We start from the raw sequence: 14418 nt of genomic DNA, 5'->3' as shown, positions 1-14418 counted from the left end.
CGTGTAGTGGTCAGAGCGTCGATCAGAATTCCTGCCAGTCCGATTCGCTGGGTGCTGGTTTCTTGCGGGGCTTGGCCGGCGCCGGCGCCACCGACGCCATACGAGCGGCGGTGGCTGAACGCACCGGAGAGCGCACCGCTTCGACCATCGGCGAGGCCCCTGCCGCCTGGCCATCGAGCCGGAACGCAGCGACTGCACCGGCCAGCGCGCGCGCCTGCTCTTCCAGACTTTCGGCCGCCGCGGCCGCTTGTTCGACCAGCGCAGCGTTCTGCTGTGTCACTTCGTCCATCTGGCCAACCGCGGCCGACACCTGCTCGATACCCGAAGCCTGTTCGCGGCTCGCCTGCGAGATGTCCGTCACAAGGCGCGCCAGTTCTTCGAAACTGCTGACCATCGTGTTGATGGTGGCGCCGGCGTCGCGCACTTCGCGTGCGCCCTCGCCAACCTTTTCAACGCTATCGGCAATCAGGCCCTTGATCTCCTTGGCGGCCTGCGCGCTGCGTTGCGCGAGGTTGCGCACCTCGGAAGCCACCACCGCAAAGCCACGACCCTGCTCGCCCGCTCGCGCAGCCTCGACCGCGGCGTTCAGCGCCAGGATGTTGGTCTGGAAGGCAATCGAATCGATCACCCCGATGATGTCCGCGATCTTGGTGGCGCTGCTCTGGATCGCATCCATGGTCGTCACGACCTTGCGCACCTGCGCCCCGCCTTGCTGCACCACCTCGTTGGACTGCATCGCAAGCTTGTTGGCCTGCGCGGCGTTGTCCGCGTTCTGCTTCACCGTGGTGTTGAGTTCTTCCATGCTCGACGCAGTCTCTTCCAGACTCGAAGCCTGCTCTTCGGTGCGGCCGGAGAGGTCGGAATTGCCCGCCGCGATCTCTTGCGCCGCCGTGTTCACCGCGTCACTGGCCTCGCGGATGCGACCCAGCACATCGTTCAGGCGATCGACGGTGGAATTGGTGTCATCCTTCAGACGCCCGAACAGGCCCTGATAGTCAGAGGTGATACGCACCGTCAGGTCGCCCGACGCGATGGCGTTGAGCACCCGGGCAATGTCTTCGAGGCCACCCGAGACCACACCCAGCAGTTGATTCATTGCTTCGGCCAGTTGCCGGAAGAAGCCTTCCTTGTCGGCCACTGACAGCCGTTTTTCAAAGTCGCCATCGAGTGCCGCCTTGAGCAAGCCGGCAAGCTCCTCCTCCGCCTTGACCTCGGCCGTTCGGTCGAGCCATTCAATCACCGTACCCAAGCGCTGCCCGCCCACATCGGTAATCGGGTTGGCCGTCAAACGGAAACTCAGCGGCCCGACCTTGATGTTGCTGACATGCTTGCCGCGCAAGCCGCCCAGCAGGTTGCGCTGGTGCGAGGGATTGCGGTGGAACTCGTCGAAGTTGCGTCCCACGATGTCGTTCGCACGGAACTGCGGCAGCGCCTTGCGCAACTCAGCTTCCACGCCCGACAACATGACGGTGACCGACTCATTGCAGTAGAGGATCTTCCCCTCGTTGTCGGCCAACATCACATTGGTCGAGGTCTTGTCCAGCGCATTGCGGATGCGCAGGTTCTCGGCTGCCGCCGCTTGTTCGCGCTCGGTGCGCTCCTTGAGCTGCGTTCGCATGGTGTTGAGCGTCACCGCGATCGCACCGAATTCGTCTTGCGACGGGACATGCACATCCAGAGAAAGGTCACCCTGCGAGATGCGCCGGGCACCGCTCTGGATGCTGCCGATCGCAGCGAGCATGCCGGCACGGAAGCCGAGGAACAGGTAAAGCGCCACCGCCACCGCCGCTGCAAACACAGCGAAAATCGCTTGCCGTTCGTGCGTCAGACGCTCGACCCGACTGTCGATCGATTGGTCGAAGGTGTCCGCTGCCGCATCCAGCAGCGCATTGCCCGACTGCACGGCGGCAGAAGTGACGCTCCACACTTCATCCGGCGTGCCATCGACCTTGTCCGCGGCGAGAATTCGCGCCGATAGTTCGAGCGCCGCCTTGAGCTTGCTGTTGAACGCTTCAGCCTTCGGTGCAACCTTCTCCTTGATCACCCCGCTCGCGTCGGCCGCCAGCGCCTTCTGCAGGGCCAGATCGAGGTCGCGCATGCCGCGCGAAATCGCGCTCTGCTGAACCGCGATGTCGACCCGATCTGCGACGCTGACCTGCTTAGCGAGGATCGCCGAAACGGTACGCGCGCGCATGCGGCCCACCGCCTCGATCACGCCCGGCCCGTCCTGCGCGAAGATGGTCATCAGATAGTAAGTGGTCACCTCGGGGTCGAGGGTAGCGTTCGTGTTGTCGGCGACAGTTCCGATCAGGTCGACGATATGCCCGATCAGATCGGAATGGAGCTTGACCGACTCGTCGGCGCTCACACTCACGGCGCGCTGCTGGACGTTGGCCCACTCCTGCTTGATCTTGCCCCAAGGTTCGTCGAGCCCGAAGCGGTGCCCTTCATGCGCAATCACTTCGTCCTCGGCCTTGATCGCGGCCTCGACCTTGTCGGCTGCTTCCTTGAGCTTCGCCTTGGCGGCCTCGTTGCCCATCAGTACCTGCCGGGCCTGGCCGCGATGGGTCTGCACGAACTCCATCATCTGCCGCAGCGGAAAGTAATAATGCGCCGTCAGCGATTCCATCTCGGAAAACTCAAGATCGGTGGCAATGCGCTTGTTCAAATGCCAGGCCATGAAGCCGAGCGCCAACAGGACGATCACACCGATCAACGCAAACTTGCGTGCGACCGCCATGCGGTTCATCAACGACAGCGCGGGTTTGAGGAAAGCTTGCATCACGCTTCTCCGGGCGAAATCTGGGACGTGGGATGGACGGATTCAGAGGATGGCTTCGTCGACCAGCGCCATTTCGCTGGCGCTCATCAGCCGTTCGATGTCGAGCAGGATCAGCATCCGCTCGGCCACCGAGGCAAGCCCGAGGATGTATTCGGTACGGATGGCCGAAGTGAACTCCGGTGCCGGCCGGATCTGCTCCGGCGCCAGGGTCAGCACGTCCGACACGCCGTCGACCACGACGCCGACGACACGCGTGCCGACGTTCAGGATGATCACCACGGTGAAAGGCGTGAACTCCGCGCTGCCGGCCTTGAACTTGATCCGCAGATCGACGATCGGCACGATGATGCCGCGCAGGTTTATGACACCCTTGATGAACTCCGGCGCGCCAGCGATGCGGGTTACCGCGTCGTAGCCGCGGATCTCCTGCACCTTGAGGATGTCGATCGCGTATTCCTCGCCGCCCAGCGTGAAGGTCAGGAACTCGCCGGCGATGACCCTGCCCTCCTGGGCGACCGTCAGTTGCATGTTGGCTTCGACCATGCTTGTCTCCACTGGCTTTCAGGCAGCGTTCTGGCTGGCGCGGCGCGCCATGCTTACCAGCTGCGGGGGATCAAGGATCAGCGCGACGTGGCCGTCGCCCATGATGGTGGCGCCGGAAATGCCCGGCACCCTGCGGTAGTTCGCTTCCAGACTCTTGATGACGACCTGGTGCTGACCGATCAGTTCGTCGACGAAGGCAGCAGCCTTGTTGCCGTCCGATTCGATGATCACCATGATGCCGCCGTCGTAGGCACCGCGCTCGCCGGGGGTCTCGAAGGCTTCGTGCAGATCGACGATCGGCAGGTATTCGCCGCGCACGTCGAGCAAGCGTTCGACACCCGACACGGCCTTGAGCATGGCCGGTGTCGGCTGCAGCGACTCGACCACATAGTCGAGCGGAATGATGTAGGTCTCGCCCGCAATGCCGACAGACATGCCGTCGAGAATCGCCAGCGTCAACGGAAGCCGCACCGTCACCCGGGTGCCGACGCCCAGCATCGAATCGAGCTCGATGCGACCGCCCAGCGAACCGATGTTGCGCTTGACCACGTCCATCCCGACACCGCGGCCGGACACATCGGTGACCTGATCCGCGGTAGAAAACCCCGGTTCGAAGATCAGTTGCCATACGTCCTGATCGGACATCGCATCGGAGGCCGGCAAGCCCCGCTCGCGTGCTTTTTCGAGGATGCGGTTGCGATTGAGACCGGCGCCGTCGTCGGCCACTTCGATCACGATGTTGCCGCTCTGGTGGTAGGCACGCAGATTGATGCGACCGGTTTCACTCTTGCCCGATTCGCGCCGCCGCTCGGGCGATTCGATGCCGTGGTCGAGGCTGTTGCGGATCAGGTGGGTGAGCGGATCGGAGATCAGTTCGACCAAACCCTTGTCGAGTTCGGTGTGCTCGCCGCTGGTAACCAGCTCGACCTTCTTGCCGAGCTTGCCGGATAGGTCGCGCACCACGCGCGGGAATCGGTTGAAGACGGTCGAGATCGGCAACATGCGGATCGACATCACCGATTCCTGCAGGTCGCGCGTGTTGCGTTCGAGCAGCGCAATGCCGCTGTGCAGGCGTTCGTAAAGCACCGGGTCGAGCGAGCCGGCGGCCTGGCTGATCATCGCCTGGGTGATCACCAGTTCCCCGACGAGGTTGATCATCTGATCGACCCGTTCGATATTGACCCGGATCGAGCCGGTGTCGCCACGTGCGGCAGGCTTGGCGGCGCCCGCCTCGCGCACCGCGGCCGGCGCTGCGGCGGCAGGCTTGCCCGGCGCGGGTTGGGTCGCAGGCAGCGGCGCGGCCGCGGCAAGCACCTCGGGCGCCGGCTGCCGGATCGGCTCGAAGAATCCATAGGAACCGTCGGCCGCATCGGCGCTGCTGGTCGGCGTCGAAATGGGTTCGAAGAAACCGTAAGCGTCATCACTACCGGCCGATTTCACCGCCGGGGCTGCGGCAGCTTCGCCTGGCAGGGGTTCGAAGAAGCCGTAGGCTTCCTCGACTGCGGCGGCGGGCGCGGCGGCAGGGAGCGGTTCGAAGAAACCGTAGGCGGTTTCTTCCTGCGCTGGCGCACCGGGTGCCGCGTCGAAAAATCCGTAGGCGTCGGGCGCTGCATCGGCAGTCTTGCCCTGCCCGCCGAGTTGTTCGACGGTGACCGACGCGCTGTCGGCGACAAATTCCAGTACCGAGCGCAGCGTGTCGGCGTCGACGTCACTGGCCAGTTTCACCTGCCAGGTGCTGGCGCCGTCTGCGGGGGGCTGCGTTTCCAGCACCTCGCCCAATTCACGTAACTCGTTGAGCAGGTTCTCGATGCCCTGCTCGCCGCGCTGGTCGCCAGCTGTTACCGCGAACCCGAGCTGATAGGTCTGCTTGCGACTGCCGACACCCCCCTTGGCGGTGGCTTCCCCGCTACGTGGCGCACCGTCGGCCAGCACCGCGAGGCGCTGGCGGATCGCCTCGGCGGCGACGTGGTCGGGTTCGCCATGCCCCTGGTGCGCGTCGAGCAACACCCTCAGCACATCCCCGGCGGCCAGGCAGGCATCGACCATCTCTTCGGTCAGCGCGATGGCGTTGTTGCGCACCAGATCGAGCAGCGTTTCCATGACGTGGGTAAGTTCGGCCACGTCGGTAAAACCGAAGGTTGCCGCCGAACCCTTGATCGAATGGGCCGCGCGGAATATCGCATTCATGTCGCTGCTTTCCGGCGCGTGAACATCCACCGCCAGAAGCAAGGATTCCATGCTCTCCAGGTGCTCACGAGATTCCTCGAAGAACACCTCGTGGAACTGGCTCATGTCAAAGGACATGCTGCCTCCCCCATTGCTCGCCTGCGCAGGCAGATCGCGACTTAGCCGATCACTTTCTTGACCACTTCGATCAGTTTCTGCGGGTCGAAGGGTTTGACCAGCCAGCCGGTCGCCCCCGCGGCGCGGCCCTGCTGCTTCATCGTGTCGGAGGATTCGGTGGTGAGCATCAGGATCGGTACCGTGCGGTACTGCGGCTGCCCGCGCAGTTGCTTGATCAGGCTGAGCCCGTCCATGCGCGGCATATTCTGGTCGGTGAGCACCAGGTCGACCTGGCGGCTTTTCGCTTTGTCGAGCCCGTCCATGCCGTCGACCGCTTCGAGTACGTCGTAGCCCGCGCTCTTGAGCGTGAAAGAGACCATCTGCCGGATCGAGGCCGAGTCATCCACGGTGAGAACCGTCTTCGCCATTTTTTGCTTCTCCCTGCAGGTCAGAACAGCTCGACATCGCCGACCGCGATGCGAGCCTGATTAACGGAATGCACATCCTTGATCGCCGGCAGTGCGGACACCTGGGCTTGCAGCGCCGTCGCTGCACGATCGATGTCACCCGGCCGATCTGTCGCGCCCGCCAGTTCGGCGAGTGCCTTGGTGAGGCGGTCGAGCCCGTCGACACGTTCGATCACATGGCCGACCAGCTGCGACACCATGTCCTGGAACTGCATTGCGGTGATCGCGCGACCAACTTCACTGTCCATCGCCGTCGAATGCTCGGACAGTTGCGCGACGCCCTGCTGGCGCTGGTGGTTGATGCGCTCGACGGTGGCGAGCACCTCTTCGACCTGACCCTTCGAGTTGAGCGCGAAGGTCATGTCCTGCGAGGCCATTTGGGAAATCGCGCTCTCGGTCTGGCGCACCCCGTCGCGCATCGACTGCATGAGGCCACCGATCTGTTTGGAGAACGCGGCGGTACGCGCAGACAGGTCGCGCACTTCGTCCGCCACCACCGCGAATCCGCGACCCGCTTCGCCTGCGCGTGCGGCCTCGATAGCGGCGTTCAAGGCGAGCAGGTTGGTCTGTTTTGCAATCGCGCCGATCTCCCCGAGGATTTGTTCGACGTCGTTGGCGCGCTTTGAAATGGTGTCGGTCAGTTCCACCAGTTCCATCGCAATGCGGCTGTTCTCGATCACGCTATCGACAATCCGCTGCATCACGTCGGAGGTATTGGAGATGAAACGGTCGAAGCTATCCTGTGAATCGTCGCCCGCTCCCTGTGAGGTGATCTGCAGCGCGATCTCCTGCTGCGCGCGGGTATGCGCATGCATGCCGGTAAAGCTGGCGCTCAGCTTGGCGATCGCGTCCTGCAAGAGGGTGCGCACCCGATTGATCTCGTCGCGAATCGCCAGCAATTGATCGGCGGCACCCTGGCTCGCCGCGCCAAGTGTTTCCGGCAATACCGGCGGAACCTGTGGGGGTGTGACTGCGGGTTTCTTCGCATCATCCACGGTGGCCGCGAGCCCGAAGACGGCTGCGATCCAGCCAAGCGCTGCGGCAGCCCCGGCGACGAGTGCCGACCAGCTCATAGCCCAGGCGAGGCCTGTCGCCACGACGGTCCATCCGATGCCTAGCCCGAGCGCGGCTGTTCTTGAGAGTTTCATGGCTCCCTCATCCTCTCAACGCTGTGATTCCTGCGGCGCACGTTCCGGCTGCGCCCCCACTTCCCGCCCGACTTGGTCGGCCGACGGTGCCTGACCCGAGACTTCAAGCGTGCGGCCGGCATTGGCGATCTGCTCTTCTGCGCGCTTGTTGAGCACAACGATGCTGATGCGGCGGTTGATCGCGTCGTAAGGGTCTTCCGCCTTCAGCGGAATCGTCGCCGCGAGGCCGACCACCCGCGCGATGCGGTCTTCGCCGAGACCACCAAAGACCAGTTCGCGCCGGCAGGTGTTGGCGCGGTCGGCCGAGAGTTCCCAGTTGCCGATACCGCGATCGCCTGCCGCATACGGCGTGGCGTCGGTATGGCCGGAGACGCTGATACGGTTACCCACCTCGTGCAGCGTCACCGCGATCGCGCGCAGGATTTCGCGCGTGTAGGGCTTGAGCGTTGCGCCGCCGCTGTCAAACATCGGGCGGTTCTTCTCGTCGACGATCTGGATGCGCAGACCTTCGGAGGTGATGTCGAGCAGTAACTGCTTGGCGAAGGGCCGCAGCACTGGTGAAGCCTCGATCATCGCTTCGAGGTTCTGCTTGATTTCCTCGAAGCGGGCACGCTCGATCGACTCGTTGTCGGCCGGCATGATCTTCGGCTGCCTGATGCGCTTCTTGGGCTGGTCGTAGTCGGCGTTGGCGACCTGGCCGACGGACTTGGTCAGATCGTTGCCGCCGCCGGGGATCACCGAGGTTGCATCCCCGGTGCCGAGGCCCCCTTGCATCGACATCTTCAGTGGCGCCTGGAAGTAGTCCGAGATGCCCTTGAGGTCGCCCTCGGTGGTCGAACCGAGCAGCCACATCAGCAGGAAGAACGCCATCATCGCGGTCACGAAGTCGGCATAGGCGATCTTCCACGCACCGCCGTGCGCGCCGCCGCCGCCTTTCTTGATCCGCTTGACGACAATGGGTTGTTGGGTTGCTTCGGCCATGTACCGGTCTTGGGCGAACTATGCGTCGAAAGTCTTGAACCATCGTTTGGCGCCGCAGCCGCCCACGCGGGCGCGGCGCCGACGGCGCCTTACTTTTTCCGATTCTTGATTTCTTCTTCGAGCTCCTTGAAGCTCGGGCGGTCGGTCGAGAACAGCACCTTGCGACCGAATTCGATCGCTACCTGCGGCGCGTAGCCGTTCATGCTCGCGAGCAACACCACCTTCATGCACTGGTAGATCTTGCCGCCCTCTTCCATCTTCTGTTCGAGCTGACCCGCGAGCGGACCGACGAAACCGTAGGAAAGCAGGATGCCGAGGAAGGTGCCGACCAGCGCGCCACCGATCATCTTGCCGAGCACCGCCGGCGGTTGGCCGACCGAGCCCATCACGTTCACCACCCCCATCACCGCGACGACGATACCGAAGGCCGGCACGCCGTCGGCCATCTTGGTGACCGCGTGCACCGGGGTGTGGGCTTCCTGATGGTGGGTCTCGATTTCCATGTCCATCAGGTTTTCGATTTCGAAGGCGTTGAGGTTGCCCCCCACCATCATGCGCAGGTAATCGGTAAGGAATTCCATCGCGTGGTGATCGACGGTGACGCTCGGATACTTGCCGAAGATCGCGCTGCCGTCGGGGTTCTCGATGTCGCCTTCGATCGACATGAGGCCTTCCTTGCGCACCTTGGCAAGAATCTCGTACAGCATTGCCAGCAGGTCGACGTACATCGCCTTGTTGTAGGGCGATCCCTTGAACACCCCTGGCACCGCGCCGGCGACCGACTTGATGGTCTTGATGCCGTTGCCGGCGACCAGACCGCCGATCATCAGACCGAAGATCGCGATGTACTCGGTTGGCACCCACAGCGCGGCCAGACTGCCGTGAATGGCGTACGTACCGACCGATGCGGCAAGGATGATCACGTAACCGATGATCAGGAACATTGCTTTCTGCCCTTCCTACAGAAACGCGCGAGCCTCGACGCCCGACCAGTGCTCTAACGGCGTCGCCAAGACAAACTTGAGCACCCGTTGCAGTGCAAAAAAAGCCGCCGACACGAAAGTGACGGCGGCTTAGCTCCTTGCCGAGCAAGGAGGAGGTCAGACTGTTGTTGTGGCTTCGGCGTGAGGGGCTGCGCGGCGGGTCTTGCCCGCACGCGAGGGTACGTTGCACAGCCCGCAGACGTAGTCGTGCGTCGGGTCGTAGGCGTGCGCAACATAGCGGCCACCACAGCGTGTGCATCCGGCAAGCTGCAGCATGTGGGCGTCGAAAAAGCGGATCAGGGTCCAGGCGCGGGTGATGCTGAGCACGCGCTCCAGATCATTCTCTTCACAGTGCTTGATGTAGAGACGGTACGCCGACAGGATGGTGTCGAGCCCGCGCAGGCCGCCATGTTCCTGCAGGAAGCGGTGGAACCCCATGAACAGCGAGGCATGGATGTTCTGTTGCCAGGTCATGAACCAGTCGGTCGAGAACGGCAGCATGCCCTTGGGCGGCGATTCGCCGCGCACTTCCTTGTAGAGCCGCAGCAGGCGTTCGCGCGAGAGCGAGGTCTCTGCTTCCAGCATCTGCATGCGGGCGCCCATGCGGATCATCTCGATCGCGCTCTGGGTGTCGATTGCGTCCTGCACCACGCTGCGGGTAGCCATGGTCGCGGCCTCAGGCGAGATTTTCGACCGGGCGGCTGGCCGCCAGGATCGCCGCGTGAATGCTGGCCACCGCCGGCTCACGCTCATGATTGGACAGCAGCTCGAGCAGCAGGCGTTCGTCGAAGCGGACCTGGCAAAGCATCATGCCGGAGGAGGACATGCGCAGAATCTGCGCCGGCGAGAGCGCTTCGATCACATCGGCAGCGTCTTCGCCCAGACCGAGGCGGAACATCCCTGACTGCCGGTCTTCCAGCAACAGCCGCTGGGCCAGCATCAGGTAAGACAGATTCAGCTCGCGAATCTCTTCCGACAGGTTTGCGGTAAGCATTGTGACCTCCTCAGTCCGTTGCCTTTTTGGCAACTTATCGTGTGGAAGCAACAGTACCGCGGCCTTAAAGAAACTTGAGTCGGGCGAGTTCGGATAATCATGTAGGCGCGAACGCGCACAAGCATGTAGGAATTTCACCTACATGCCGAAAAACACCTGGATTACCGCTTTTAAATCAATGCATTACAGCGCCCAACACGCCACCGGGGCGCGACGGCGAGGAATTCGCGCCCGCAGATTCCTGCAAATCTTTTGCCCCCTCAAACGCACTTGAGGCCTGATTCATCAGCGCGTCCGGGGAGTCCATCGCGTCGTCACGCGCCGCCACGCCAATCTCGACAGAGATACTCAACTGCAGCCTGCCCGAGGAAACCGGGCTCTCTTCGACCTGCCGACAGATGCGCTGCGCCACCAGCTGCGCCGGCCCTGCTGCCGTGTCCGGACAGAGCACCGCAAATTCCCCGTCGCCGACACGCGCCACGATGTCGTGCGTGCGCAAGCATTGCTTGAGCACTTCCGCGGTTCGCGCGATGACACGGTCGCCCAATTCACGCCCGTAGGTTTCTGCGATCTGGCCGAACCCGGTCACGCGCACCAGCATGCATGCCAGCGGACGATGGTGGCGACCCGCGGCCGACCACTCCTGCTTCAATCGTTCGAGGAAGTGGCGTCGATTCGGGAAGCCGGTCAGGGCATCTGTGAGTGCAGTCTCGGACAGGCGGCGATTCGAGATCGCCAGTTCTGAAGCGAACTGGCGGACCTCTTCACGGTCACGCTCTACCTCCTGATGCAGGCGCACAACGCGCAGGCCTGCACGCAGGCGCGCCAGCAGCACGCGATCATTGATCGGCTTGGTGATGAAGTCGTCTACGCCCGATTCGAACGCATCCACCAGACGCTGCTCGTTTTCATGGCTGGTCAGAACGAGCACATAGATGCTGCGCCCCATGCGAGTCTGGCGCAGGCGCTCGACCAGCCCCAGACCGCTTCCATCCGGCAGGGTCCAGTCGATGATCATCATGTGCGGCTGCATCACCAGCGCGAGCTCGGTGGCCATTGCAACCGAGTCGGCTTCCTGAACTTCGTGACCGGCACCGTCAAGCACAGCACGGACACCCGTGCGCAGCGCGGCGTCACTCTCGACCAGCAGTACCCGCATGTGGTTGGCGCGGGGAGGCATTGCGGTCACATCGTCGACGGTTCTTGCGGAAGGCTTCACTTCTTTAGCGATCGTTTCGGCCGGCGCCTCGACTGACGGACGCTCGGCCAGCGTCGCGAAAGGTTCAATCGGGCACAGCGGCAACTGCAGCAGTGCGCACCATTCCGACCACTCACGCGCAGCCAGATCACAGGTTTCGAAGAGCGTTGGCGCGTCGTAGCCCACGGCGCGCCCAAGTTCCAGCAAGCGCCCGATCAGCGCGGGCTGTTGTACTGCCGGCGTGACGCAGAAGCGCGCCAATTGCGCTGCCAGTGCCAGCGCCATGCACATGCCCGATTCACGCGAATCGTCCGGCAACTGCGCGCGCACCGGATGCTCGTGATGCAACACGGCAGTCACGTAGGCTTCCGGGATGCCCCAGTCGCTCAACATGAGCGCACCGAGTTCAAGGTGATCAATCGCGAAGGCGGCTTTTTCCCGCTGCAGCAGAGCGTCGGGATCGCCGTTCGGTTCAGCCGCCAACTCGCCGTATTGGTCGGGATAGATCGTCGCCAGCGCCAACTCACCGATCCGCGACAGCAGGCCGATGCAGTAAGCCTCATCCGGCGGCGCGACCCGCGTGCGCTTGACGATTGCCTGCATTGCGACCGCACGCATCAGCGACGACGACCAAAGCCCCTCGTAGTCGAACTGACGGCATCCGCCGGTACGATAGTTCGAGAGCAGCGAGAACCCGAGTGCGAGCGTGCGCACCGCCGGCAAGCCCAGCACCATCAGTGCGTCGTGAACCGAGGAAACGGGGCGCCGGCCGAACCCGAGCACGCCATTCGCAGCCTTGACCACGCGGGCGACGAAGGCAGGGTCGGTCTTGATGATTTGCGACAGTTCGGAGGTCGAGACGTCGTCCGACTGCGCCGCGCGCATGATCGCAAGCGCCACGCCCCTGGGCGATGGCAGATCACCGGCAAGTCTGAGCCGCTCGATCCGGTTTACGTCAAGGGCTGAAATCGGGGGGCAACCATTCATTCAATGAATCTTTCTTCGGCGTACACCCCGCTAACGGCCGCACTTGAGAAAACTTTAGCCTCGTACTGCGGCGCATCGTTTCAGTCGCGCGCCGCTGAGCCGGGGCGCTGGTTTAGAATCGATGCAGCCTGGGCGGCCGGCCCCGGCGCCCGTACCTTCAAACCGCCCTCCAGCCATGAACTTCTGCTCCAACTGCGGCGCCACTGTCGTGCTGCGCATTCCAACGGGTGACACCCTGCCCCGCCACGTCTGTGACGCGTGCGGCACGATCCACTACAGCAATCCGAAGATGGTGGTCGGTGCGATTCCGGAATGGGAGGACAAGATCCTGCTCTGCCGCCGCGCGATCGAGCCACGGCACGGCAAGTGGACGCTGCCGGCAGGCTTCATGGAGAACCACGAGACCACCGCAGAAGCCGCCGCGCGAGAAACCGCCGAAGAGGCCTGCGCGCGCATCGCCGTGGGTGACATGTACTCGCTGATCAACGTCTCGCATATCAGCCAGGTACATATCCTTTACCGTGCCCGATTGCTCGATCTGGACTTTCGACCGGGCGAGGAATCGCTCGAGACGCGCCTCTTCACCGAAGCCGAGATTCCGTGGGATGAGCTTGCCTTCCGTTCGGTCGCGCTGACCTTGCGGCTGTACTACGAAGACCGGCGCGCTGGCAGCTTCCGCTTCCACGTCGCCGACATCGCCGCCCCCGCGACCGCCGCATGAGTCCGCATGTTGCAGTGATCGGCGCGGGCTGGTCGGGCCTTGCTTGCGCAGTGGAGCTGGCGCGCGCCGATATCCGGGTGACGGTGTTCGAAGGCGCATCGACGCTGGGTGGGCGCGCCCGCGTGGTCGAGAAGGATGGCTGGCGGGTCGATAACGGCCAGCACATCCTCGTCGGCGCCTATACCGAAACGCTGCGCATGCTGCGCATGCTCAAGGTCAGCCCGAAGAAGCTCTACAGCGCACCCTTCTTCGTGCATGTGCCGGGCAAGCTGGATCTGCAGGCCGCCGCCCTGCCCGCCCCCCTCCACCTGGCCGTAGGCTTGCTGCGGGCCAAGGGACTCAACTGGGCTGACAGGCGCGCCGCAGTGCGCCTGCTGAACCTGCTCAAGCGAACGAAATTCAAGCTCGCAGAAGACATCACCGTCAGCGCCCTGCTGATGCGCGCACAGCAAACCGAAACACTGCGTCGGCTGGTCTGGGAACCGCTCTGCATTGCCGCGCTCAACACCCCGGCCGAACGGGCGTCCGCGCAGATCTTTGCGAACGTACTGCGCGACAGCGTCGCCGCCAGCGCCAGCGCGTCGGAAGTGTTGATTCCCAAAGTGGATCTCACCGAATTGCTGCCGGTGCCGGCGGTGCTGTTCCTTTCACGCAACGGGCAGTCGGTGCACACGATGACGAAGATCCGCGGCATTGCCCGCGCAGATGATTCGTTCGCGCTCGAAGGCGACCCCTTCGACGGGCGCTACAGCCATGTCGTGCTTGCGACCGCGCCGTGGCAGGTACCTGCGCTGACGGCCGAGTTCTCCGAAATGGAACGTCTGCGCGAACAACTGGCGGCGATGCAGCACGAAGCGATCACAACCGTCTACCTGTCGTACGACCCGCCCTTGCGCCTCGCACGGCCGATGATCGGGCTCGATGGCGGCTTCCTGCAGTGGCTGTTCGATCGCGGCCAACTGGGTGGCCCGGCGGGCATGCTTGCGGGCGTGATCAGCGCCGCCGACACCGAATTGAGCCGTGAGGAAATCGCGCTGCGCGCGCATCAGGACGTCGAACGACTGATGGTGCCCGATTCAGGCCACCTGCCCTCGCCAAAGTGGGCCCAGGTCATCACCGAGAAACGCGCGACGTTTGCCTGCGAGCCGGGCGCGTTCCGCCCGATCACGATCACCCCGGTCAAGAATCTGCTGCTCGCCGGCGACTATGTCGCTTCGGACTATCCGGCAACGCTTGAAGGTGCGGTCCGCTCGGGTCTGCAGGCGGCGCGCACCGTGTTCCGCTCGCTCGGCGTAGCGCCCCCGAAGCTGTTTACCTTCGACTGAGCGAAT

General features: G+C 63.6%; 12 protein-coding genes. 2 read left to right on the top strand and 10 right to left on the bottom strand.

What is annotated here, in order from left to right; genetic code table 11:
* Nucleotides 1-22: 22 nt before the first annotated feature.
* From GGR36_RS22065 to GGR36_RS02640, 10 genes are all read right to left on the bottom strand, one after another.
* Nucleotides 23-2782: a methyl-accepting chemotaxis protein gene (locus GGR36_RS22065; protein WP_207064321.1), complete on the bottom strand. Its 2760-nt coding sequence runs from the start codon at nt 2780-2782 to the stop codon at nt 23-25.
* A gap of 42 nt (nt 2783-2824) precedes the next feature.
* Nucleotides 2825-3325, bottom strand: a complete 501-nt coding sequence (locus GGR36_RS02680; protein ID WP_242533104.1) for a chemotaxis protein CheW — start codon at nt 3323-3325, stop codon at nt 2825-2827.
* A gap of 18 nt (nt 3326-3343) precedes the next feature.
* Nucleotides 3344-5629 (bottom strand): chemotaxis protein CheW, encoded by a 2286-nt coding sequence (locus tag GGR36_RS02675; protein WP_183631584.1) that lies wholly within the window; start codon nt 5627-5629, stop codon nt 3344-3346.
* 41 nt (nt 5630-5670) lie between these two features.
* Complete coding sequence (locus GGR36_RS02670) at nt 5671-6036, bottom strand: response regulator (RefSeq protein WP_183631582.1); 366 nt, start codon at nt 6034-6036, stop codon at nt 5671-5673.
* Between the two features lie 20 nt (nt 6037-6056).
* A complete protein-coding gene (locus tag GGR36_RS02665) occupies nt 6057-7223 on the bottom strand; it encodes a methyl-accepting chemotaxis protein (protein ID WP_183631580.1) in 1167 nt (388 codons plus the stop codon).
* A gap of 15 nt (nt 7224-7238) precedes the next feature.
* On the bottom strand, nt 7239-8204 hold the full coding sequence (gene motB / locus GGR36_RS02660) for a flagellar motor protein MotB (protein WP_183631578.1): 966 nt from the start codon (nt 8202-8204) through the stop codon (nt 7239-7241).
* An 89-nt stretch (nt 8205-8293) separates the two neighbouring features.
* On the bottom strand, nt 8294-9148 hold the full coding sequence (gene motA, locus GGR36_RS02655; RefSeq protein WP_183631576.1) for a flagellar motor stator protein MotA: 855 nt from the start codon (nt 9146-9148) through the stop codon (nt 8294-8296).
* A gap of 156 nt (nt 9149-9304) precedes the next feature.
* Nucleotides 9305-9853, bottom strand: a complete 549-nt coding sequence (gene flhC, locus GGR36_RS02650; protein ID WP_183631574.1) for a flagellar transcriptional regulator FlhC — start codon at nt 9851-9853, stop codon at nt 9305-9307.
* A gap of 10 nt (nt 9854-9863) precedes the next feature.
* Entirely contained in the window at nt 9864-10181 is a 318-nt protein-coding gene (flhD, locus tag GGR36_RS02645; RefSeq protein ID WP_183631572.1) for a flagellar transcriptional regulator FlhD, read from the bottom strand.
* Between the two features lie 175 nt (nt 10182-10356).
* Entirely contained in the window at nt 10357-12366 is a 2010-nt protein-coding gene (locus GGR36_RS02640; RefSeq protein WP_207064322.1) for a GGDEF domain-containing response regulator, read from the bottom strand.
* A gap of 175 nt (nt 12367-12541) precedes the next feature.
* Here GGR36_RS02640 and GGR36_RS02635 point away from each other — a divergent pair, with 175 nt between their 5' ends.
* Together GGR36_RS02635 and hpnE are read left to right on the top strand one after the other, a co-directional pair.
* Entirely contained in the window at nt 12542-13087 is a 546-nt protein-coding gene (locus GGR36_RS02635; protein WP_183631567.1) for an NUDIX hydrolase, read from the top strand.
* Entirely contained in the window at nt 13084-14412 is a 1329-nt protein-coding gene (gene hpnE, locus GGR36_RS02630) for a hydroxysqualene dehydroxylase HpnE (protein ID WP_183631565.1), read from the top strand. The genes GGR36_RS02635 and hpnE overlap by 4 nt, the downstream gene beginning before the upstream one ends.
* Nucleotides 14413-14418 lie beyond the last annotated feature (6 nt).

Origin of the sequence: Niveibacterium umoris (genome assembly GCF_014197015.1) — a bacterium.
In the GTDB taxonomy this organism is placed as follows: Bacteria; Pseudomonadota; Gammaproteobacteria; order Burkholderiales; family Rhodocyclaceae; genus Niveibacterium; species Niveibacterium umoris.
Note: the sequence above shows the minus strand (reverse complement) of the source record. Positions and strands in the feature narration are given on the sequence as shown.